This window comes from Streptomyces sp. CA189 (assembly GCF_056428985.1).
This window is the reverse complement of the sequence record NZ_JBWJVM010000037.1, coordinates 57516-81160: the sequence shown is the minus strand read 5'-3', so window position 1 is coordinate 81160 and position 23645 is coordinate 57516. Positions and strand designations below refer to the sequence as shown.

General features: G+C 70.5%; 13 protein-coding genes. 1 reads left to right on the top strand and 12 read right to left on the bottom strand.

Annotation, left to right across the window (positions count from 1 at the left end; translation table 11 throughout):
• Positions 1-56: 56 nt before the first annotated feature.
• From AC061S_RS25415 to AC061S_RS25395, 5 genes are read right to left on the bottom strand one after another with little or no spacing between them, the layout of a single operon-like run.
• Positions 57-812, bottom strand: a complete 756-nt coding sequence (locus AC061S_RS25415) for a type I-E CRISPR-associated protein Cas6/Cse3/CasE (RefSeq protein ID WP_478688213.1) — start codon at positions 810-812, stop codon at positions 57-59.
• Positions 809-1657, bottom strand: a complete 849-nt coding sequence (cas5e, locus tag AC061S_RS25410; RefSeq protein ID WP_478688212.1) for a type I-E CRISPR-associated protein Cas5/CasD — start codon at positions 1655-1657, stop codon at positions 809-811. Before cas5e ends, AC061S_RS25415 begins: the two co-directional genes overlap by 4 nt.
• Entirely contained in the window at positions 1654-3018 is a 1365-nt protein-coding gene (locus AC061S_RS25405; RefSeq protein WP_478688211.1) for a type I-E CRISPR-associated protein Cas7/Cse4/CasC, read from the bottom strand. The genes cas5e and AC061S_RS25405 overlap by 4 nt, the downstream gene beginning before the upstream one ends.
• On the bottom strand, positions 3015-3611 hold the full coding sequence (gene casB / locus AC061S_RS25400; RefSeq protein WP_478688210.1) for a type I-E CRISPR-associated protein Cse2/CasB: 597 nt from the start codon (positions 3609-3611) through the stop codon (positions 3015-3017). The genes AC061S_RS25405 and casB overlap by 4 nt, the downstream gene beginning before the upstream one ends.
• The gene (locus AC061S_RS25395) at positions 3608-5146 is read right to left on the bottom strand and encodes a type I-E CRISPR-associated protein Cse1/CasA (protein WP_478688209.1); all 1539 of its coding nucleotides are present in this window, start codon (positions 5144-5146) and stop codon (positions 3608-3610) included. Before AC061S_RS25395 ends, casB begins: the two co-directional genes overlap by 4 nt.
• A gap of 631 nt (positions 5147-5777) precedes the next feature.
• Here AC061S_RS25395 and AC061S_RS25390 point away from each other — a divergent pair.
• Entirely contained in the window at positions 5778-8093 is a 2316-nt protein-coding gene (locus AC061S_RS25390; protein ID WP_478688208.1) for a helix-turn-helix domain-containing protein, read from the top strand.
• Between the two features lie 96 nt (positions 8094-8189).
• Here the strand turns inward: AC061S_RS25390 and AC061S_RS25385 are convergent, their stop codons facing one another.
• The 7 genes from AC061S_RS25385 to AC061S_RS25355 all read right to left on the bottom strand — a co-directional run bounded on the left by AC061S_RS25385 (position 8190) and on the right by AC061S_RS25355 (position 23348).
• Entirely contained in the window at positions 8190-11627 is a 3438-nt protein-coding gene (locus tag AC061S_RS25385) for a GDSL-type esterase/lipase family protein (RefSeq protein ID WP_478688207.1), read from the bottom strand.
• Positions 11628-11908: 281 nt separating this feature from the next.
• Positions 11909-13165 (bottom strand): helix-turn-helix domain-containing protein, encoded by a 1257-nt coding sequence (locus AC061S_RS25380; RefSeq protein ID WP_478688206.1) that lies wholly within the window; start codon positions 13163-13165, stop codon positions 11909-11911.
• Positions 13166-13305: 140 nt separating this feature from the next.
• Positions 13306-16101, bottom strand: coding sequence for an RNaseH domain-containing protein (locus AC061S_RS25375; protein ID WP_478688205.1), 2796 nt, complete (start codon positions 16099-16101; stop codon positions 13306-13308).
• Between the two features lie 53 nt (positions 16102-16154).
• Positions 16155-19433: a hypothetical protein gene (locus tag AC061S_RS25370; protein ID WP_478688204.1), complete on the bottom strand. Its 3279-nt coding sequence runs from the start codon at positions 19431-19433 to the stop codon at positions 16155-16157.
• Positions 19424-20650 carry a restriction endonuclease-related protein gene (locus AC061S_RS25365; RefSeq protein WP_478688203.1) on the bottom strand — a complete coding sequence of 409 codons (1227 nt, stop codon included), beginning with the start codon at positions 20648-20650 and terminating at the stop codon, positions 19424-19426. The genes AC061S_RS25370 and AC061S_RS25365 overlap by 10 nt, the downstream gene beginning before the upstream one ends.
• 323 nt (positions 20651-20973) lie before the next feature.
• Complete coding sequence (locus AC061S_RS25360) at positions 20974-22191, bottom strand: ParB/RepB/Spo0J family partition protein (RefSeq protein ID WP_478688202.1); 1218 nt, start codon at positions 22189-22191, stop codon at positions 20974-20976.
• A complete protein-coding gene (locus AC061S_RS25355; protein WP_478688201.1) occupies positions 22188-23348 on the bottom strand; it encodes a ParA family protein in 1161 nt (386 codons plus the stop codon). Before AC061S_RS25355 ends, AC061S_RS25360 begins: the two co-directional genes overlap by 4 nt.
• Between the last annotated feature and the right edge of the window lie 297 nt (positions 23349-23645).

Genomic DNA, 23645 nt, shown 5'->3' with positions numbered 1-23645 from the left:
TATTTTTGCCGGCTAAAAAATGTCGCCCCACGGAAGGCGCCTCGAAGGCACCTCCCTCAGCGCGTCAGGATCAGCCCGCAGCTGTAAGCGCGGGCGTGCCCGAGGCCGTTGGAGAGGGCTGCGGTCAGGGTTTCCGGGTCGGTGATCGTCAGGGAGCCGCGGATCTCCGCGCGGCCGATGCGGACCGGCTTGCGGCGGTGGGCGCTGGAGAGGGTCGGCAGCATGCGGATGCCGAGGCTGTCAGGGTCGGCGGTGGCGCCGATGCGGACCACACCGTCCTCAGCCGTCGCCGGGTCGCCGTCGGGCTGGAGGCGGCGTACGAACCAGCGCTTCACGTGCTCCGGTGTGGTGTGGGCGGTCCGCGTACCGCGGGTCTTCTCCCCGGTGGGGCTGGCCGGCGGGCGGCTGTGGGTCGGGTTGACGACCGTACGGAAGCCCACGGACTCCCCCGCCTTGAAGGTGCGGTCGACGGTGATGATGTGCGGCGGGGCGGTGAAGGCCGCTCGCGGTATCCGGGCCCAGTCCCCCGGGATCCTGGACTGCACGACCAGTACGAGCGCCGCCGCCTTCAGGTCCACCGACCAGGTCGACAGGACGCCCATCTGCGAGCGGGCCTCCGGGTCGCCGTCCTCGACCCAGCCGCGGAATCCGCTCATCACCGTGCGGTGCATCTCCTGGGCGTCGACCAGCGACTTGGCGACGAGCGGGTGGCGGGCGTTGAGGGAGAGGACGGAGTGGGTGGCGACGAAGCGTGCCGTCGTGGCGGCGGTACGGGTGCTGGTCCCGGTGGCCCCCGGGTTCGCGGTGTTCAAGGGATGATGTCCCATTCGGTGGCGTTCGGAGCGATGGTGACGCGCGTACGGGTCTCCCAGCGCGTGGCATGGGCCCGGCGGGCCGGGTCGAAGCTGACGGGCTGGTCGTTGACCTGGGAGGCCCCCCGCGCACCCGAGGCCGCCTGGAGCCAGGCCCAGGGCCGTCGGCCCGAGGTGTCGGGGCCCTCCGGGCCCGGCAGCAGCCGCTTCGCGGCGAAGGCCTCCGCGAGCGTGCCGGGCAGGATGCCGGCGGCCAGCGTGCCGGAGGGCGGACAGGACTTCCGGCCGAGCCACAGCAGCTGCTTCGGGTGCTCCAGGGCGTGCGCGATCTCCTCCAGCAGCGCCCGGTCCTGGTGCTGGAGCCCCACGACGAAGGCTGCGTCCGACAGGTACCAGCGCTCCGTGATCAGCGCCGTACGGGAGAGCTCTCCCGAGACCAGGACCCCGGAGACGGGATCGGCGGCGATCTTCTTCGGCGCCCCGTACCACCCGGCCAGCTCGTGGTGGCCGAAGCCCGGCCCTTCGGCGGCCTCCATGCTCTTGGCCACCGCCGCCGCCCGCCGGTGGTCGGTGATGACATCGCGCGGGCGCAGCGGGTACTTCCCCGCGCCGACGGAGTGGTAGTCACGTACCGGTGTGCCCGGGTGGTCGGCGCGCACGCCGAAGACGAGTCCGGCGAGGTCGTCCACCGGGTCGGTGCGGTCCCGGCCGAGGGCCGCCGCGCACAGGCCGACCACCGCGGACTTGGTGGGCCGGCTGTGGGTGTCGCGGTGGGCGGCGAAGCGGGACACCGCCCCCCACGACTGCAGGGGAGCGGCAAGCCGTACGAGCAGGACGTGCGTCACGCCGTCAGCCCCTTGGCCGAGGTGACGGGCTCCGCTCCGGGGGACTTCAGCGTGCCGAGGAGCTCGTCGATCTGGGGGTCGTAGGTGAGGACGCGGCCCGAGGTGATGTCGGGGCGGCGCGTGCTGACGAAGGCGTGGTGCTTCAGCAGCCGCTTGACCGCGGCCGGACCGGCCGGGCCCTCGCCGCCCTTGTCTTCGGGGTTCTCGTCGATGGGTGCTTGGAAGGCCGCCGCGTAGTTGTACGGGCGCTCGCCCTCGAAGGCGAGGACGAGGGCGGGCAGCGAGCCGGTGGAGGCGGTCGAGTTCTTCTTCGCCTCGGGAAAGGCATCGACGAAGGCGGTGACGAACTCCTCCTCGGCCGCGACCGACGCCTCCTCTGCCTCCTCGACCGTCATGCCGGCGGCCCGGAGGTTCGTACGCAGCTTCACGCGGTCGAGCACGGCGTGCCGGTAGAACGTACCGGTGATCAGGGACTGGTAGCCGGTCATGCCGGCGCCGGCGTCGTCGGCGACATCGAGGAAGTCCAGGGCGTTCTTCTTGCGGTCGAGCTTCGCGTCGTCGGCGGCGGCGTAGAAGTCGTCGACCTGCTCGGCCTCGTGGACGGTGAAGGCGTGGCTGCTCTGGACCGCGCCGTCCACGTTCGGGGAGTCGGCGATCTCGGCGAGGAAGCGGCCGTACAGGGCGATGTCGATGGCGTCGCGCGGGGCGAGGGCCGTGAGGACCGCGGCGCGGGTCGCCTGCGGCAGCGGGGGCAGCTTGGCGTCGGCCGGGGCCGAGGCCGTGTCCTCCGCCGCCTCGTCCAGGTCGGCCGCCTCCTGGGCGGCACTCTTGCGGCCGCCCTTCCTGGGCTTGGGCGCGGCCGCCGCCTGCGCCGCCACGTACTCCGCCGTCCAGGGACGCAGTTCCCCGGCCTGCTCGTGGATGTGGGCGGCGATGCGCGTGCCCGCGTCGGAGGGGGCGAAGAGGAGCACCTTGGTCAGGTTCGCGACGGTCTTCTTGGCCGGGTCGCCGAACTTCAGCCCCGTGGCCTCGATGACGGCGCGGGCCGTACGGACGGCCTCCTCCGCCTCCCAGCCATGCCCCGAGGTCAGGGCCCTGCTGGTGATCAGCGCCCACTCGCGGGTACGGGTGGCGGTGGTCCGGCCGGCCAGGGCGCCGATGCCCTTGTTGGCGCGGTCACGGGTGTGGACCCGTTCGGCACGGCGGCGCGCCTGGCTCGTGATCATGTGGCGCTCGGTGCCGCCGTAGACGATGGACTTGGGCGAGCCGTTCTCGTCGCGTACGGGCAGCACGGCGACCAGGGTCTCCAGGAGGTGCAGGGAGAGGAACTGGCGACCGGTGGAGGGGGCGTTGCTGGTCACGTGGTGGTGCCCTTCTGGGTCGGATCGACGATCGTGCTGGCGGTGCGGGCACCGGCGGCGGCCCGGGAGCGGGCGTTGTGGAAGTCCACGGCCCACTCGTAGGAGATACGGGCCTTGCGGTCGTTCCACTGGCTCAGGTCGTCGGCGAGCCGGGCCCACGAGGGCGGCTTCGCTCCGCAGGCCCGCAGCCGCGCGACGGTGTGCTGGAGGTGGCGCCACGGGATCCGGCGGCTGGACACGATCCGGTCGACGAGACGGGCCGCGCCGGAGTCCTCCGGCCCCTGCTTCTCGCCGCTGCCGATCCTGCGGGCGGCCTCTCCGAGGCTCCCGTAGCCGTAGGCCGGCTCAGACCTGCCCTGGTGGTAGACGGCGAAGAGGAAGGCGACCTGCTCGTAGATCTCCTCCTGCTCCTCGCCCGGGCTGTACCAGATGGCCCGGAAGTGCGGTTCCTTGCGGACCCGGGTGCGCCGGAGGTCGGCGAGGCTCCCGTAGTTGCGGTTGTGTACGAGGCTGGCGAGCCAGGCGGTCAGGGCAGCGCTGGTCGCGCTGCTCTCGGGTCCTGGCCCGGACTTGGGCTCGGCTCGGGTGGTCATGCCCTCTCCCCTCGGATTTCGGCCGGCGCCTTCGGCGAGGCCAGCTCGTCGTCGAACCGCTTCAGCGCCGCCGCCTGCGCCTTGGCGCCCTGCCGGTTCCTCGGCAGCGAGTCAAGGCGTGCGGTGAGGAAGCCGCGGGCGGAGGCGGCCACCGTGGCGGCGTAGTCGAGCAGGCACTCGGGCTCGCCGATGGTGGTCTCGTCCATCAGCAGGTCGAACGGCTCCCGCGTCGCCGCCCAGTGCATGCCGCGCGCGTCGAAGCGCGCGATCTGGCCCGCCTTGTCGGTCGGCTTGGGGTTCGGGTAGACGACGGTCCAGGCCGCGTACGCCGCCCTGCTCAGGGCGGAGGCCACGTACTCGGCGATCTCCGAACCGCGGAAGGAAGCGAGGTAGAGCCGCGCCTCCAGGCCGGGGGCGAAGGGGAACGTCCCGTCGACCCAGGTGATGGCCGTGGTCTGCTTGGCCACGAGTCCGACGGTCCACAGCTCTACGCGGCGGGCGGGCTGCTGGCCGGGCTCGGGGGCGACGTCCTCCGGCGGGAAGAGCGCGAGCCGCCGGTACAGGGTCCTACCGTCGTTCGCGCCGTCGGACGAACGGGCCTCGTTCACGGCGGCGTAGAGGGAGTGCGCGTCACGCCACACGGCGCGGGTCGCCGAGGCCCAGAGGGGCTTGGTCGTGCCGTCCGCCTTCGTGGCGGGAACCGCGTCCTGGAGGTGGTCTTCCGTCAGCGCGAGCAGTTCGCCGGCGCCGAGGAGCACCCGGTCGACGGCATCCCCCTCGGGGGTCGGGCGGAGCAGGACCGACCGGCCGAGGTAGCTGTGCAGGTCCGCGGGCCCGCTGACCGGGCGTGCCTGGGGCTTCGTCGTGAAGCCGCGGCGCTCCTTGCCGACGGTCCAGGAGCGGTTCAGTTCGCCGGGCGGCCCGGAGACGGGTGCCAGGTTCAGGCGGAGGGTCTCGCCGAGGGTCTCGCCGAGTGCGATGACGCGGATCCGGGTCCCGAGGCGGGTGGCGGCGAGGTTGGTGATGGTGGGGCCGAGCGTCTCCTTGCCGGAGATCCGGGCCCGGCCGGCCGGCCCGTACACGTGCTGCGTGAGCATCGCGCGGAAGGCGCGGGCGACGGGTAAGGGGTCGGGGTGGTCCAGGTGGTGGTGGTCGAAGAACTGGTTGTAGTCACCGACCCGCTCGATCACCAGCTGCGCCGGCCCTGCGCCGCGCTGATCGAGGAAGGGGGCGAGGAGGGAGTTCTGCCCGAGCGGCTCGGTGGGGTGGAACAGGTCCCACACCTCGTCCTCGGGCCGCTCGGCGAGCCACTCGGCGGCGGGCCGGAGCCCGTCCTTCGCGTCGACCCAGGCCGGCCACTCGGCGGCGGACGCCGGGTAGGTGCCGGAGGCGAAGCAGATGGCGAGCAGGAACTCGATGACGGCGACCTTCTCCCCCGGCGTGTCCCCTTCCACGCTGCGGAGGCCGTCGGCATCGTGGAGCACGTCGACGAGGCTGAGCTCGACGAGCCGGTCGTCGAGGGTCAGGACCGGCACGCACGGCTGCTGCCGTGGATCCCACCGGGGGCGTATCGCACCGGCGGGCGGGGGGCGTGAATCAGCCAAGTTGCATCGTTCGCTCTCTGCTCTTAACGGTTCCTTGTTGGAATGAGGCAGGACGCTAGCAGGCGAACGGGGGCAGGAGGGCAGGTTCCGGAGATCTCAACTACCGCCAAATTGAACGAACTTGAGCCGACGACCGGGTTGCGTTTGAGTCGGAGTCCGGGTTGCGGGAGGGCGAGCTGCGGGTCCGTCCCCGCGGGCGCCGGGAGCTGATGGGCAGGTCTTCCATGCGCTCGACGTCGCCGGAGTCATCCCCGCGTACGCAGGGAGCAGTGGGTGATCGGCATCCCGTACGTGGCGGCGATCGAGTCATCCCCGCGGACGCGGGGAACAGGCCACGGACGACCGGGGTACTGCCCTGGTCTGAGGGTCATCCACGCGGACGCGGAAACAGGCCTACCGACCTGTGACTCTACGGGCAAGGTCGGGCTCCCTCCGGGTACGTCCGGCCTCCGGAGCGCGGCATCCGGCGGAGCAGTCCGCTCCGCCGGCAGTGCTGGCGTCCGTCATACTTTTGCCGAGGTCTCCGTTCAGGCAGGACCACGCTGATCAGGGGATGTCGACCATGGACGCGCACACATCGACGACCGGCGAGCTCGGGCGGCAGCTGCTCGCCCTGCGCACGCTCGCCGGCCGCAGCCGGGAGGAGCTCGCCCACGCCGCGGGCGTGAGCGTCCGCGCGCTGGCGGACCTGGAACGCGGGCGGACCCGCGGCCCCCAGCGCCGCACCGTGCAGGCCCTGGCCGAAGCCCTGGGGCTGGATCCCTCCGGCGCCGAGAAGCTGGAGCAGGCCGCCGCCCTCGGACGGCCCCGGCCCCACCAGGAGAGCACTGCACCGGCAGCCCACAGCGGCGCCCTGGCCCTGCCCCGTAGCATCCGGGACTTCACCGCTCGTGGCCCGGCCCTCGCCCAGCTGCTCGACCTGGTGGAGAACGCGGACCCCGCGCATCCGCCGGTCACCGTGGTCTCGGGACAGCCCGGCCTGGGCAAGACCTCGTTCGCCGTGTACGCCGCGCACCGCCTGGCGCCGCACTTCCCGGACGGACAGTTCGCCCTCGACCTGCACGGCATGGATCCGGAGCCGGTCACCCCGCGCGACGCACTGGCCCGGCTGCTGAGGGAGCTCGGCGTGGCCGAGAGCGCGATCCCGGCCGCTACGGACGACCGGTCGGGCCTGTTCCGGTCCGTGATCCGTGACCGCCGCTTGCTGCTCCTGCTGGACAACGCGGCGGACGACGCCCAGGTCCGCCCCCTCCTGCCCGGCGCCGGGCACTCGCTGACGATCGTCACCAGCCGTCAGGCCCTGGCCGGACTCGAAGCGGTGCACCGGACCGAACTCACCGTGCTGCGCCGTGAGGAGGCGGTCGAACTGCTGACGCGCATCGTCGGCCCCCAGCGGATCCAGCAGGAGGCCCAGGCCGCCCGCGACCTCGCGGACCTGTGCGGGCACCTGCCGCTGGCCGTCCGGATCGCCGGGCAGAGGCTCGCCGCCAGACCCGGCCAGCGCCTCGGCAGGCTGGTCTCCCAGCTCGCCGCCCACGGGCGCCGGCTGGACACGCTCCAGGCCGGGGGCCTGCAGGTGCGCGCCGCCTTCTCCCTGTCGTACCAGCAGCTGGCCCCGGCCGTGAAGACCCTGTTCCGCCGGGCCGCACTCGCCGCCGGCCCCGACTTCAGCCCCGAGGTCGCCGCCCTGCTGGCGGACCTGCCTCTCGCCGAGGCGGCCCGGTATGCGGAGGAACTGACGGACGCCGGGCTCCTCCAGCCCGACACCACCGCCGAGCGTTACCGCTTCCACGACCTCCTCAAGCTGTACGCCACCGAGCAGCTGGCCGCCGAGGACGGCGCCGAGGTGTGCGAGGCCGCCCGGGACCGGGTCGCGCAGTGGGCGCTGCGCCGGGCCACCGCTGCCGCGCTGCGCTTCGACGCCGACCACCACCACGAGGATGCGCCCGAGGGCGACCCCGACCCGGACAGCGCACCCGTCGACCGCGAACAGGCCCGCGCCTGGCTGGAAGCCGAGCGGGCCCAGTGGCTCGCCGCGCTGCGCCGCGCCGGGGCCGCCGGGCACCACCAGCAGGTCATCGACGCGGCGGAGGCCATGCACTGGTTCTCCGACCTGAACCAGCACTGGGAGCTGTGGGCGGAGGTGTTCCAGTGCGCCGTCGGCGCGGCTCGCGCTCTGGGCAGCAAGCAGGCCGAGGCCGTCCACCTCAACTACCTCGCCTGGGCCTACAACACGTGCGTCCACGACCCCGGCGCAGCACTCACGAGCGCCGACGCCGCCCTGGTGGTGGCGCGCGAGGTCGGGGACCAGCTCCAGGTGGGTTGGGCGCTGGGCTACGGAGCCGGGGCGCTCCACCGGCTCGGCCGCGCCGAGGAGTCCCTCGATCGGCTCCGCGAGGCGGCTGCCTGCCTCGGCGCCCAGACCTGTGCCCCGAGCCGCATGGCCGAGCTCTCCGTGCTGAACGCCCTGGGCCACCGTCTGCGCCAGTCCGGTCGGGCCGAGGAGGCTCTGGTCATCCACCGGCGCAGCGAGGCGGTCTGCCTGGCCGATCTGCCGGGGCAGTCGGCCGAGCTGGTCGCGCTGTACCGGGCGAGCGCGCAGCAGCAGATCGGCAACGACCTGGCGGAGCTCGGCCGCTTGAGCGACGCCGAGGTCGTGCTCCGGGAGGCTCTGGCTCGCTTCGAGGCCGCGCAGATGCGCGCCTGGAGCGAACCCGTACGGCTCGACCTCGGGCTCGTGCTGCGCCGGCTTGGCCGCTACCAGGAGGCGCGGGAGGCCCTGCTCGCCGCTCAGGACGGGCTGGGCAAGCTGAACGGCCCGCGCCAGGCCGAGGTCGCCGCCGAACTCCGCGCGCTCGACCAGCTCGCCAACGGATAAGAGGAAGGGCCCGGGCCGGATGTCCCGACGCGGAGGGCGTCGGGACATCCGGCCCGGGCGGCGCTGCAGCGGAAAGTACGGCAGCAGAAGGTACGGCTAGATGCGAACGCGGTGGCCGGGCGATCCGACGCCTGAGGCGATCACGCCCAGGTCGCTCCATTTGATGACGCCGGCGGCATCGATGGCATTGGCGTAGGCGTGGACGGCGCCGGTGTCGTCGACAACGACGAAGTCGGCGCGGGCGTCACCGTTGACGTCGGCGAACCGGACCTGGCTGCCGAGCCAGCCGGTGGAACCGGTCGCGACGTAGTCCCTGTTGGCCCAGCCGCCGCGGCCGTTGCCCCCCGTGTTGACGAAGGCGCGGGTGGCGCCGTTGGCGTCGACCACGAGGTAGTCGGCGCGGGCGTCACCGCCGACGTCGGCGAACCGCACCTGCTCGCCGGTCCACGCGGCCGATCCGCTGGCGATGACTCCCTGGTCGGCCCATTTGATGACGCCGGTGGTGGCGTCGGTGGTGTTGAGCAGGGCGCGGGTGGCGCCGTTGGCGTCGACGACCAGGTAGTCGGCGTACGCGTCGCCGCCCACGTTGGCGAACCGCACCTGCTCGCCGGTCCACGCGGCCGATCCGCTGGCGATGACTCCCTTGTCCGCCCAGCCGCCGCGGTCGTTGCCGCCGGTGTTGATGAAGGCGCGCACAGCCCCGTTGGGCTCCACGACGAGGTAGTCCGCGCGGGTGTCGCCTCCGACATCGGCGAACCGGACCTGGCTGCCTGTCCAGGCACTGGAACCGCTGGCGACGTACCCCTGCTCGCTCCACTTGCCGGGACCGGTGTTGAGCCAGGCGCGGGTGGCACCGTTGTCGTCGACGACGAGGTAGTCGGCCCGGCCGTCCCCGTTGATGTCGACGTCGTAGTCGCCGAAGGTGTTCGCCCGGCGGGGCGGGGCGGGCTTGACCTCGACGGACTCCTTTACCCAGCCCCGGTTGGCGACCGTTGCGATGCCGCCGTAGAAGGCTGCGGCCATCTTCGTGTAGCCGGCGTTGTTGGGGTGCAGGTTGTCGTTGAGGTCTCCGGTGGTCAACGCGCCCATGGTGACCTGCGAGATCTTGTAGCCGCGCTGGGCACGGTCCGCGACGATCCCCGGTATGGCCTTGTTGTACGTGTCGACGCGGGCCTGGACCGCGGCGTCCGTGGCGGGCACCAGGGAGGCGACGACGACCGTGGTGTCCGGCGAGGCCGCGTGGATCTGGTCGATGAGCCCGCCGAGCCGCTGCGGCGCGGTGCTGACCTGGTAGTCACGGTTCATGTCGTTCGTGCCGATGTGCAGCAGCACGACGTTGGGCTTGGCCTCGGCCATCCAGGTCTCGATCTCCGCCTGGAGCTGGTCGATGCGCCACCCGGAGTGCCCCTCGTGACGGGTGCCGTCGGGGTCCTGCTGCGAGCCGACGAACTCCAGGGCGGCCGCGCCTCCGGTGAGACGGCTCGCCAGCTCCGGACGGTAGCCCGTGCGCGTGCCGCTGCCCACGCCCAGGGTGATCGAGTCGCCCAGCGGCATCACGGCCAGCCGGCGGACGGGCGGCGCGAGGGCGAACTCCGTGTGGTCCGGTACGGTGTTGCCGCCCCGGATGGTGAAGATCAGGGCGGGCAGGCCCTCCCCGGTCGAGGTCATGTCGCCGCTGCCGGGCGTGCTCGCGATCGACTCGTTGAACCCCGTGTTGAAGAGCTCTCCGTTTCCGGTGAACTCCCAGAGCTGGCTGAGGTCGCCGTCGCCGTGGCACGGCTCGACCTCGATCGGGGTGCCGCCGGACAGACAGCCGCCCGTACGGTTGTTCACCACCTGCAGTCCCGGCCGGTTCCCCGCGCTCTGGGTGTGCCACCCCTCCCCGACCTCCCGCGGCAGCGACGTGTCGGACCCGTCCATCACCACATCGACCGACCCGGCCTTGCGTTCGCTGAGCCAGCGGCTGGTGGACGTGTTCCGGAACGACAGGTGCTCGCCCAGCCCGGTGGGGAACCCGAAGGTGTCCCAGTGGGCGAGGTCGACCGATTCGCGCGACCACCCCGGAGCCGCCGTCGGATGCAGGGAAGCGATCAGCCCGTAGGTGCGGTCGTACGTCATCACCGCGTCGTCCCGGTTGATCAGCTGACCGGAAGAGGTGTAGTTCCACAGCTGCGCGTCGGTGGGCGACGCGTGGCAGTCCCCCACCGACATGGCATAGCGCCCGTCGCCGCCGGCGGGAAGGGCCTCCAGGCACTTGTTGACCGTGACGTTGACGAGCTGGGTGTAGAGGTCGCCGTCGACGTAGACCGGTCGCGCCGTCAGCCAGACCTGGGTCCGGTCGTGGCGCCAGTCGGACACGGTCGGCACGAACGTCTTGCTCAGGGGGTCGACGTGCCCGCCGTCGAGGACCCTGCTGACCGAGACGGCGGTGGAGCGGTCGCGGAACCGGAAGCCTTGCTGCGCATCCGTCCCGCCCCCGGCGATCAGGTTGCGGTTGAACTCCACTGCGTGGTGGTCGGAGGCCGGAATCCGGCGCAACCGGGTACTGGCCGGCGGCGCCGGATTACGAGTGAAGGCGTAGTCGAGCTCGCTGTCCCGATCCTCGCCGCCGACGACGGGCGGACCCGGATGTGTGATCTCACCGCTGCGCCGCAGGTGCCCCGGGAACATGTTGTTGCCGTTCCCGACCTGGGAACCGAACGGCTGGCCGTTGATCTGGAGGTTGTAGTTGAAGTCCCCGGCCACCGCCCAGTCCCGCGTACCGGCGTTGCGCTCCGCCGCGAGTACGGCACGGGGGCCGTCGGCTCCGCTTCCGGAGAAGGCGTGCACGCTGTAGAACTGGTCGTTGCCCAGCTGCGCACCGATGATCGGGCGCGGCATGCTGCCGTTGGACATGGTGTCCGGCTGCTCGGCCAGCGGAGTGACCGGCACACCGCCGAGGTTGTCGGTGCGGACGATGATGGCGTTGTTGACGCGGCCGGCATTTCCCGTTCCCTCGCTGGCCGGTCGGCCGATCGCGGGGGGAACGTACGGATTGGCGGCCCGATCACCCGCGGGCAGGTGTCCTCTGGCGTCCGACTGGGACCAGAAGACGGTGTACGTGGCCGAGGGCCGGGTGCCGGATCCGATCCTGATCTCGAATTCCAGCACGTCGAGCTGCGCGCGCCGCACCGGCCGCTGGCCGTCGGGGTCCGTGGGGTCGGAGTAGTCCGTGTACCGGGACGATATGGCGTGACGGCCTCGATAGATCGCCGAAGGGGGCGGGCCGCCCGCCTCCTGCAGCATCACGACGTTGCTGCGCGACACCGTTCCGTCCCCCCATGCGTTGCCGTTGAGGAGCCGGAGAACGTCCTCGTTCCACCTCCTTCCGCCGTCGGATCCCTGCATGTTCCAGCTTGCGAACGCGTAGTGATTGACCGCCGCGTGAGCGGGTGTGGCCCCGCCGATCAGCTGGATGAGCGTGAGCGCCAGCACCAGCGCGCAGACGGCCGCCGTCCAGCCCCTACGGAGTGCTGAGTCGAAAAGGGATAGCAAAACGCCTCGTTCTTCGGTCGGAATGCCTCGGTGTCGGAACCAGCGACCGACACGGGCGATGGACGGGCCCCCTTCCGGCGCGCTGCCGTACCCCCGTGGGCCCGCAGGAGGAGCACGGCGGGAGCAGGGCACTACAGGACCCGCCCTCCAACCGGACGCCCCAGTCGACCACCACGGCACCTGCCCGACCAGGCGGTTCCACCGGCAGAACTACCTGGCCCTACTTCTGCCGGAGAGCCGGCCCCCCTCATGGCTGACCGGGTCGAGCTGCGGAAGGTTGGTCAGGCCTCAGGCTCAGCGACTTCGACTGCGGGGTACAAGGTGCGGTAGACGTCGGCATACTCGGCGATGTGGAGCCGGCCGGCTTCGGTCAGCTGCCAACGGAACTCCTTCACGAAGGCGTCTGAGCCGGTCCCTTCGGTGATGGGGACGCTTTCGATGAAGCCTCGGGAGAGGACCCCGCGTCGCGGCCGGAAGCCGGTGCCGAGGTAGAACCGGGACCTCCCCCACATCTCGGTGTCCGCGACACCGTCGGGGCCCGCGCTGGCGACCAGGACGAGGTTCTTCCAGAGCCATTCGGAGAGCAAGGTGCCACGGCGGGAGTCGGACTGTTCTCCGAGGCCGTGGCGGGCACATGCCCGCCCCTCCTTCGTGAGTTCCACCAGGATCCGGGGGACGAAGCCGATCGGGAACACCTCCACCTGGTCCTCTGAAACTGTGACCAGGCCCCGCCGCACGAGGGCGTGCACGCTCGCGCCGGCCCCCGCATCGTGTACGCCCTTGCTCCGCAGCATCTCCTGTACCGCGGTGTAGCCCGTGAAGACCGGGTCGGCCTTCACCGTGAACGGGATCTTCCGCCACACTGCGGCTGGTCCTGGGTCGCCCCACGCGGCGCGTGAGCGGTCCGCTTCGGATTCGGCTGCCTGATCCGCTTGGTAGAACACGGTCAGGTAGGTCCGTTGCCGGCCATTGATCGACTTCCACGCGGCGGCGGGCCTGTCCGTGGAGCGGCCGCCCGGTACCGGCTTCTTCGCATCGTGGCCGGCCGGCCGCAGGAGCGCGGCGTGATGGGGGAAGGCACGGAACCAGGCCGTGCGCAGCGTCTGCGGGCGGACGCAGTAGAACCGTGAGAGGAGGTCGATCAGCTTCCCGAGGGCGTCGGGCGTCGTCCAGTCCGGCACCTCCCTCCCCGACTCGACGGCGGACAGCCGGACGTAGCACGCCTGGGCGCTGGGGCCGGGCACCTTCCCCAGGAGATGGGAGGCCGTCTCCTTGAGGAGGCGACCGCCGCACTGGCGCAAGTCCTTGAGGGTTTCCTCCCCCTCGGGGATCCCCGCGAGCTGCTGGGCAGGAACGTCGAGTGCGACGGCGAGTCTCCGGAGCACGTCGGGCGAGACGCCCTTGCGTCCCCATTCGTACTGGACGTAGGTGGCCCGCGGTACTCCTGCCCGGTCGGCGAGTTCGTCCTGCGTCAGCTCGCGTGCCTCCCGCTGACGGCGCAGCTCGGCCGGCTCGAAGGACGTCCTCTGTCGCGGCATGCCAGCCATGATAGGGACACCCCTGTCTTTATCATGGCTCCTGTGGACGGTTCCCCCTCACGGAGCTACCACCCACAATCGCGGATGGGCCGCACCCTCGGTGCGAGGGGCGGCCCATCGGAAAACAGCGGAACCGAAACTTAGGATTCCGATCCGCCCTCGCCCTCCCTCTCGCTGTCGCCAACGGCCTCAGCCTCGGGATCGGTCCCCACAGCCGTACGCCGGTACTGCGGATGGTCAAGGTCCATCTGCTGCGCCGCGTGCAGCGGCACGGGGTAGCGGGTCCGGTTGCCCCATGACAGCGAGCGCTGGCAGAGCATTCCCGTGAGCCGGGCGAGGCCGGCCCGGTCGATTCCTTCGGCGACTGCGACCGGGAAGATCTCCGTCGCGTTCATCGCGTACCAGTTGTCGGCGACCTCGTTCCGCTCACCCGCCTCGGTCTTGGTCTTCGCCTTCCCGTGCAGGGCGCTCCACCGGGTCTTCTTCTCCCCCAGCCGCCCCGAGCCGGCGCCGTCGAACTGGTGTGGAACGTTCACCAGCAACCACGCCGGATCGCCGAAGTCCGGCACCGTCTCGAAGAGGACCGTCGTGGTGGCGCCCGTCTTCTGCACCGACCCGTCGTCGTCCAGCGTCGTGACGGACAGCGGCTGCGGTACCTCCTCCGGGTCCTTGTTGAGCCGGATCACGGCCAGGGGCCGCTCCTTCGCACGGAGCGTCGACCCCGGCAGCCAGGTCCCCGGGTCCGGATCCGTACCCTGCCGCCTGTTGTGCAAGCCCGCCCACAGCCGCCGCGTGGCGACCCCGTCCACGGTCACCGTGTAGGGCAGGTGCCCGAGGTACTCGACGAGATCCGCGAGGGCTCGGTCCACTTCCCTGGCAACCTTCTTGTACCCGGCCTCGTCGTCGACCAGTTCCGTCATCTTCCCGGCCGGGTAGTCGCTGGCGTGGAAGGCGGCGGTCGCCCTGTTGTACTGCTGCCACTGGGGACGTGTGTACGACCAGCCGCTCAAGGTCCACGCCAGCCCGTCGAGCGAGGGCGGCACCAGCACGGACGCCGTGATGCTGATCTTCGCCGCCTCCCCCTTCTTCCTCGCGTTCTGCACCCGGACGTGCACTCCGCAGTGAGCGACCCCGGTGGGCGCGTACGAACCGATCGGGACCATGGCAGAGTCGATCCGCTGGTCGATGACACCGATCTGACGGGAGGTGAGGTCGAGGAGCGACATGGCCACCTGGTGGTCCACATCCGGCTTCACGGTGCCGTCCTTCGCCGACTTCGGCTTCCGCTTCGGCTCCTTGCGGGCCGCCGTGTACTGGGTGACCATGCCGTGGGTGGCGAGGACCCGGCGGGTCTGGTGCTTGGCGTCCTCCGCCTCCGCTGGTGCCGCCTCCTTCCCCGTCTTGGCCGCCTTCTCCGCATCCGGCCGGCGTGCTGTCTCCCCCGCGGCCGTCTCTTCGGGTCCGTCCCCCTCTTCGGTCTGTCCGTACTCGGTCTCCGCCCACACACCGATCACCGTGCCCTCTTGCGGCGCCAGCCCCGACAGCCCGGACATGAGGGCGGTGCGGTCGATGCCGGTGCCGTGAGCGAGGAATTCGGGGGCCTGGTGGAACACCGCGCCGACACGGCCGTCCACCAGGTCGAGGGGCTCCCCTTCCACGGGGTCCAGCGAAGCGGCGTCAAGCCGGAACAGGTCGGCCAGACCCTTGATCATCCGTAGCCGCATCTCGTCGGTGGTCCAGAGGCACACCAGCCGCATGCGCTCGTGTCCCATGGTGTCGAGGCCGCGCACCACGTACTCGGGTTCCATGAACAGGTTCTTGGCGAGCTCGAACTTGGGGAAGGCGTGCCACGACCGGTAGGCCTCGGGTGACCTGGCCGCGTCCCCGAGCACTTCCCTGATGTGGCGGTCCAGTTCGCGCGCGTGGTGCATGCCCGTGCCCCGGCCGATCGGGAACCGGAAGTTCTTGCCCTGTACCGCCCGGATCTTCGCCTCGCGCTCCGCCGCCGGCCGCCACTTCTCCCCCGCCTCCTCCGCGGCCTGGGCTCCAGCGGTTTCCCTGCGCACCTGCTCCTGAATGCCGTGGAGTACGGAATGGTCCACGCCGATGCGTCCGAGGACGTCCAGGGCGAGCCGGTTGACCGTACGGACCCGCCCGCTGCCGTCCATCTCGACTTCCAGGATCGGCAGTCGTGGATCGGCCTGCTCCGCCAGGACCGTACGGGCGTACCCGAGTCCGGCGCTCAGTCGAGTGACGTTGGAGGAGGTGAGAATGAACGGGTCCTTGTAGTTCGGCAGGGTCTTCATCCGCAACCTGACCCTGTTCACGGCGAACGCCGTGCCCGCCTTGTTTCCGTACGGATGGTCCCAGGCGATCAGTCCTCCGGTGTTGTCTGGCCGGAACGTGATCGTGCGCCCGTCGACCTCCCACGGAACCGCCGCGATCCGGTGGGCGAGGTCCCAGGTCGCCGCGGTGTAGACCCAGTCGCCGGCGTCCGGCTGGCCACCGGAGCCCTGCACGAGGAAGTCGGCGAGCAGGCGCTGCTCCATGGGGCGGGCGACGATCTGTTCGGCGACCAGCGGAGGATCGTTCAGATCGACCTCGTCGGCACTGCGCCCGTTCACGATCCCGTGGAAGAGGGTGAAGACGTCCCGCAGGGTGGCCGGGTCGATCGCCTCCCGCGAGACGAGGTAGCCGCGCCCCTTCTTCGGCGCGAACCAGACGTACCCGCCCGTCCTGGCGCGCAGGGTCGTGGTGATGATGCTCCTGGGCGCTTGCACCTCGTCCCGGCCCCGGTGCCTCTTGTAGGCGTTCTCGATCACCGCCCACGGCGACAGGACCGAGGGGCCGAGTTCGAGGACGTGGACGCTCGCGTCGCCCAGCAGACTGCGGTTCGCCCTCAGGGCGGCCACTTCGAGGCGGTGGCGGTTGGCCATGGGTGTGCGGTCTCCCTTGTGACAGGTGGTCAGGAGTGAGGAGATGGGGCCGGTCAGTGAGTGGTGGGCGCGTCGATGCCCGCGTACGCGAGGAACGCGGCGAGCGCCTCGCGGTAGATCGTGTTCATCTGCCGCCGGACGTCCGGCGTCCATTTGGCGTGCATGCGGGCCAGGATGTGGGCCAGGTCCGATTGCCAGGCGTCCTCGTGGAACGAGTAGTCGACGAGGTGGAGGGTCATGTCGGTGCCGCCCCGGCGCGCACGGCCTGCGAGCTGGATCATGTCGATGATCATTCCCGCGACGATCTCCTCCTGGAGATCCTTGTGCGTGGCGATGAAGCCGGGCGCCGACCGCATGATCAGTCCCAGCCGCTCCCACGCCGCCCGCTGCGCCGTCCTCAGCGCCACGACCGGGTCATGGGTTCCCGCCGCCTCCCATGCCGCGAGCCCCGCGGCATTCACGCTGCCGTACATCTCCGCCGGGTCCGTCAGCAGCGCCAGGGGCCGCGTGCAGAGGTAGACGGGGGTGATCGCCGACTTCAGGTTGACCACGATGTTCAGGCCGCGCGCGATACGGGCCATCGGTACGACGAGAATCCTCCCCCGGTCGGGGAACGTCGTGAACTCATCCGGGGTCAGCTCGACAACGCCGGCCGGAAGCGGGGGCAGGCTGTCCCGACGGGCCCTGTCCGGCGGTACCGCCACGCACAGGCCGTCCCGGTACTGGCTCGATCCGTGGATGCCGAGGGCGATGTAGCGGCAGTGTTCGTAGGAGTTGACGACGACCGCGGCGTGGGCCCTGTCCGGGTCGGTGGCCTCCAGCCGGGCGAGCTCGGCGTGCATCTTGGTGTCATACAGCCGCTCGCCCATGTCGATCAGGACCCGGCGCTTCAGTGCCTGAGGGATACCGGAAATCTTGATCGGCTTGTTCAGGGCGTCGGTGACCGTCTGCTGCCGGGCCCGGATGCTGTCGGGCGCCGCGTCGGTCATCCACCACTTGACCGGCCCGTGGATGTGTTCCCGAACCGCCTGGGGGAAGTACGCCGTTGCCGACAGGCCCAGTACCGGGCGTTCCAGGCCGGCGAGGGCCAGCGAAACGACGCTGCCGAGCTGGGCGGTGTAGGTGTGCGGGTCCCCGGCGATGTTCTGCGAGGTCAGCTCGGCCGACTTCGACGGATCGTCCAACCCCGTCACCCGGTACCCGAACACGGCGCGGCCCAGCATCCCGAAGGGGATGATGTCGCCTGCCACCCCTCCTTCCAGGATCTCGGCCAGCTTGTTCGCCGATACCAGCCCCATGGACCGCAGTTGTGCCGTCTTCGAGCGGAGGGTGGACAGGGCGTGGTCGAGCTCGGAGAGCCAGGTCCGGACGATCAGCAGTTCCACCGCTTCGGCCCGGTCGTGCGGATCGGCCACCACTTCGGCCAGCGCGTCCTCCATGTCCAGCTTGGCGCTGGCGAGCACGTCCTCACCCCTCGGCGCGAGCAGGCCGTCCAGAGCGTCCCGTACGGCCTCCAGGAAGGGTGGAAGGTCGACGGGGTCCTCGTCCTCCAGCAGGTCGCCTTCCTCGAAGGGCGGCGATGGACGCAGGGCGTCCAGGAGGCTGCGCAGTTCCGCCGGGATCTCGGCGTCGTGGGCGACTGCTTCGTCACCGAACAGCAGGGTGAGCAGGCGCCGGTCACGGCCGCCCGCGAGGTGCCATTCGGTGCTGTTCATCCCGGGCCGCTGGCGCGCCGGCCCGCCGCCCTCGTAGTGGCGCAAGTGGATCTGCCCCTCGCAGATGGCGGCAAGGAGGAATTCGGCGAGGTAGCGGGCGTGGCTGACGGTCGGAACGAGGTTCTTGACGGCATCGGTGCCGAGCCGGTCCTTCTCCCCGTCCAGTTCCCGCAGGGGCACTTGGCGGTCCTTGCGGGACGACAGGATGAGTTCGGAGGCGCACCGGTCGACGGCCGTGGACTGGAACTGGTCCACCTCGTCGATCATGACGGTGTGGGAGCGGCGCAGCCCGAATTCCGCGATCGGGAGGCCGCCGGTGGCGCGGCCGCCGAGCAGGACGCTGATGTGGAGGCGCCCCACGAGGAAGTTGTAGTGGTTGGTCACCACGATCGGCGTGACGCAGGCTTCGTACTGCTGTGCGTACTTCCCGCAGGTGGGCATGAACGGGCACACCCGTCGCCCGAACACCGGAGGGAGGGGGGTGAGCGATCGGCAGGACTCCCGACCGGGCGGATAGGGGCGGGCGGCCTCGGTGAAATGGTTGAGGGCGCAGCCGTAGGACAGCTGGTCCAGCTTCCAGGCCTCCTTCGCCGACTGGGCGATGAGCGGGCCTTCGACGCGGACGGCCATCTTCATCGCACGGTCGTGCAGCCCGTTCGGGGACATCAGCGGGGTGCACGCGCCGGGCATGCCGAGGTGGGCGAGATCCTCCCGGATGTCCCAGGAGGCCGACAGTGTGGCTTCCACATTGGGAAGGACGATCATGAGGTTGCGGTCGTTGAGTGCGAACCACGAGGCGGCCACCCGCACGAGGACGCTCTTGCCGGTACCCGTGGGGGCGTTGAACACCTCCAGCGGTCCCGCGCTCATGCGGATCGCCTCGGTGACATCGATGGTGTCCACGGTGTTCAGCTGGTCGAACAAGCCGGAGAGGACCGAGAGGAGGTACCGCTCCTTGGCCGGGTAGCGCTGGTCGATGCGGGCCGCCAGCTCCAGCAGTTCGTTCGTGGGGACACGGACTTCCTCCTGGTACGGGACAGTGGTGACCTCGGGGAGGTCGTGCACGGCGTCGTCATCGCTGCCGGTGAACAGGGGCGTCGCGGGAATCGTCGCCCGCCCCTGGATCAGTCCCTTGCCCGGCTCCCAGACCTTCGCGGTCATCCACACGCCGGGAGTGGCCACCGCCTGGGGCTTCGACCGCTTGTGGTCCTTCGCCGCCCGGTCGAGGACCCGGTCCGCGTAGCCGAGGTAGTCACCGCCGACGCGACCGACGGCCGCCGACGCCTTCGCGGGTCGGCGTCCGACCGCAGCCCACGGCGTCTTCCCTGGATCGCCCTCCTCCAGTGCCAGTAGGACACGGGCCCGGGCGGCAAACACCTTCGGGGAGGCCAGGTCCACCGGGGCGAGCGTGAGCACCGCGCCGATCCGACGCCGCTCCTCGTGCGTGATCTCCCTCCAGCGGGGCCACTTGTCGGCATGGCCGGACAGCAGGAAGGCGGCATGATCGAAGGAGGCGACGGTGCGGCCGTCGTCGTCCTTGTCCGGGAAGTAGTGCGCGGTCAGGGCCAGCGCTGCCGCGATGGCGGCGTCGCTCCGGGACAGTCGCTTCACGCCCATCGGACGCCCTCCTTCTTACAGACCAGATCGCCCAGGTCGCCGGCCGTCATGACTCCCAGGCCGTACTCCCGGCACACGCCGGCCAGGAACTGCACGGTGTTGGCCCGGTAGTCGGGTACCACGAGCCAGTCGGCGTTGTCGTCGCCGCCGTCAGCCTGGATCTTCTTCGCGAGCGCCGTCGGGAAGGAGTAGTCCTTGATGTCGATGCGGTAGGTGGTTCCGCCGGCAGCGACCTCGATGTCGTACGCGTCCATGTCCGGCCACAACCTCGGAGTGAATCCGCGTGCGGACAGGGCTTGGTGGAGGGCCACCTCCACCAAGCCCGGGACCACCGTCCAGCGCCACACGCCGGAGCAGAGCGCACGGTGGCCCTCGGCAAGCTGCGGTTCGGGGATGCCCCCGGTGACATCGGCGAAGAGGACCGCAGCGGTTCCGACCGGCCGGGCCACGGTCCTCGGGGAGGAGAGGGTGGGAGCTCTGCCGGCCTCAGGCAGCCGAAAGGTGTACGAAGCTCCCCGCTCGACGTGGGGGCGATGAAAACACCGGACCGTTCCGGTGCCACGGTTCCGGCCGGTTCCCAGGGTCACCTTCATCGGCCACCGGCAGAGGGGGCAGGCGTACCACCAGCCTTCGTACAGTGCGCCGAAGGAGATCGGCCGGTAGAACTCGGTGATGCTCGCGGGAAGGTTCAGCCGACGGATCTCGGTGTCGGATCCGGAGCTGGTGGTAATGACGGACTGACGCCCGTACTCGTAGTCCTGTTGGCGCCCGCTCTTGGTGAGTGCGAGGAAGAACCGGTCCTGGTCCATCTCCTCGCCCACCTTCGCGGCCGTGGTCGACCGGCCTTCCCGGGTGGTCGCCTTCACTGCTCGGACGACGGCCCTCAGCTCCTGTTCCAAGTCGTCGGCGTCGTCGTTGAACTCACCCCCTTCGTCGATGAGCACGACGCCGGCCATTTCGTCCGCCGGAATGCCGTCGGGCAGCAGAGCCGACACCTCTCCGCGCAGCAAAGTCCGCAATGAGGAAAATGGGAGAGGGCTGGAGGGTCCCCGGGCGGCGAGGAGCCGGCCGTGGGCGTCTGTGAGCTGGGCCAGGCAATACTCGGCGCTCTGATCCGTGCTGGTCAGCGCATGGGCCGCCATGGCGGCCGCCTGCATCACCATGTGCCGGACCTGGATGTCCGACAGCGCGTCGGGCTCCGCGGTGGGTGTGTCCATGCGGGGAACGATAGGGATGCACACTGACAACTGCCCCTAATGGAGCAACTTGCTCAATTCCGACCTCGGAGTCGTAAAGGATTGCCAATGTCCGGCCACAAACGGACAGTTCATTTCACTAATCCAACGCTGTCGAGCCCGCACGGTTCGCCCCCGAGTACGCGGGAGCTTTGCTCTCGTAGCTCACCAGAGCTCTTCCCGGGCTGCCCCTAACACTGGAGAGCCTCGCCCCGAGCTGTCGAGACATACGCCGAGGGGCCCACCGCAAGCGACCTTCGTCGCGGTGGACCCCTCGGCACTGACAGCGGTTGCTGCTGCCCCGTTCAGCTGTTGTCGATCAGGAGCGTCGTGAGCTCCTCGCGGTGCTTGGCCGACATGTTCGCCCAGATCGCCTCGTAGACGGCGGCAGGGTCCTGCCACAGGGCCGCGTCCGTGTCCGTGTCCGCTCCCCTGGCTTGGGGCGGGATGACTCCCTCAGGCTCTCGCGGCTGGACCGGCTCCACGGCGACTGCCTCGGTCCGGTCCGCGACCGGCGAGGGCAGGCTCTCGGGGGCCCGACTTTTGTCCGCGGACAAAGGTTGGTCGGGGGCCGGGGTCTGGTCCGGAGCCTTCGCCGTCGGCTGCGGACTTTTGTCCGCGGACAAAAGTCGGGCCGGCCCGGCCTCCGGCTGGGAGGGCTCCGGGAGGTCCTTGGCTCCCCCGGTCGGGGCGGCCTGCTCGGTCTCTGCCGAGGCCGTCGTGGTCTCCTGGGCCTCGCGCAGGATCTCCCGCTGGGCCGCCTTGACCTGGACTTCCTGCTCCTTGGTCTCCCGGAGGAGACCCAGCAGGTCGGCCGCGCCGGCGTCCGGGCGGTCCTTCGCGGCGCGCGCCAGCACCCGGCCGTCGCGCTCGGGCATCTCCCCCGCGCTCAGCATCGCCTGGATCTCTTCCGGGAGTTCCAGCAGCACCAGCTGGTTCGTCACCCAGGACGGAGATTTGCCCAGCCGCTCGGCCGCCCGCGACTTCGCACCGTGGTCCTTGCCCTGCTCGGCACAGGTCTCCACCAGCTGCTGCACACCGCGTGCCCGCTCGATGACGTCGAAGTCCTCGCGCTCGAGGTTCTCCGCCAGGAGGTGGTCGATGAAGTCCGTGCGGGAGGCCGCGAGGTCGTCCCGTACGACGAAGTCCAGCGACTCCAGCCCCACGTGCAGCGCGCTGCGGAACCGGCGCTCGCCGTTGATCAGGACGTACGAGGCCGACCCGATCCGCGCGTCGTGGTCCGGCCACAGCGCCAAGTAGGCGGTCCTGCCGACGAGGACGCACGCGGAGAGCTGCGTCTGGCGCAGTTCCTCGCCGAAGCGGGTCATCTCCTCGTCCGTGCCGAAGTTGCGGCGCGGGTTCAGGGGAGTGGGGGAGACCTGGTCGAGGGGGACCCGGACCAGTTCGTACGACGGTACGTCGCCCTGCGCTATGGCCTTGGCCCGCCCGCGCTCGCTCCGGCCGCCGGTACGGCGGGCGTTGCTGAAGGCCGCGCCGGTACCGAGGAGGTCGCTCTTGCTCATGCCGACACCTTCCGCGCGATCTCCCGCATGGCCTCGGACTGCTCGCATTCGGGTGCGTAGTGCAGCAGGGGCAGCTTGACGCGTACGGCTTCGCGCTGCTCCTTCAGGTCGCCGATGACCGTGATGACCGGCGGGTCCCCGAACTCCTTCCAGCTGTTGAGGGAGGAGGTGACCACGAAGCCCTTGCGGCTGTCGTAGAGGTTGACCACGAAGCCGAGCTGCGCGATCTCGATGTCGAGGTCGTCGATGAGGTCTTCCAGCTGCTCGCTGAGCATGTCGTAGGCGTCGGCGGAGGTGTCCTCTGCCTGGACCGGGACGATGATGCCGGAGGACTTCTCCGCCTCGCCTTCGCGGGTCCGCGCGTAGTAGAGGGCGGTGTCCATGGTGTAGCCGAGGCTGGGCGGGCAGTCGACCACGATGTAGTCGAACTCCTCCTCCAGCTCCTCCAGCGCCTTCTCCAGCGCGGTCTCCTTCGTCCGCACGTGCCGCGTGGTGGCCAGGCGGGCGTCGAGGAGGAACGCGTCCTTGCAGGAGGGCAGGAGGAAGAGCCGGCCCGCGAAGACCCCGTGCTCGATGGGGACGAGGAGCTCGCGCACCCGGCCCTCGATCTCGCCCAGCATGTGCTTGGCGAGACTGGGCTCCTTGATGCCCAGCATCTCCGCGCCCAGGTGCCGGGTCAGGTGGCCCTGAGGGTCGAAGTCGATGACGCAGACGCGGGCACCGGTCTCGGCGAGGGCCTGGGAGAGCCCGTTGCTGATGGCGCTCTTGCCCACGCCGCCCTTCTGGTTGCAGACCACGATCCGGCGCGCGCCCTCGCTGGACGACCGACGTCGGCCGGCGGGGGAGGGGTGGGTGTCGAGCCACAGCCTGATGGACTGGGCGACGCCCTGGTTGTAGGGGACTTCGCGGACTCGGCAGTCCTCCTTGAAGTCCCCGTACAAGCCGGTGGGGAGGTACGTGGAGAAGGAGGCGGCACCGGAGGTGTCCACCGGGGTCGCCGCGGAGGCGTCGGCACGCCAGGCGTGGATGCCCTCGGTGACGGCGTCCTGGATGTCCACGCCCAACTGGGCTGCGCGGACCTTGAGTTCCTGCCGCAGGGAGGCGGGCAGCTTGGCGACTACCTTTTCCCTGACTTCCGGATCATATGGAGCGGTCATGCGGGTACCTTACTAACCTTCTGGCCGGAAGGTGAAGCGCCACACCGAACATGTCGGCCGGGTATCAGCCTTGTTGTACGGAAAGCGCCTTCCGTCTTCCTACACCCATGCGACATCCGACGGTGCCAGTCGACCGATACGGGGACCCAGGGGGAGCGGGGGACGGTTCACCCGGCGGTGGAGATCTCCACGCTGGACGTGCTCCAGACCGGCCTCGGCTTGGCGGATGCACCCCTTGATTCCCCTTGCTTCACCAGCCGCGTGTTCCCGTGCCGTCGGCGCAGTCGCGGACCGTAG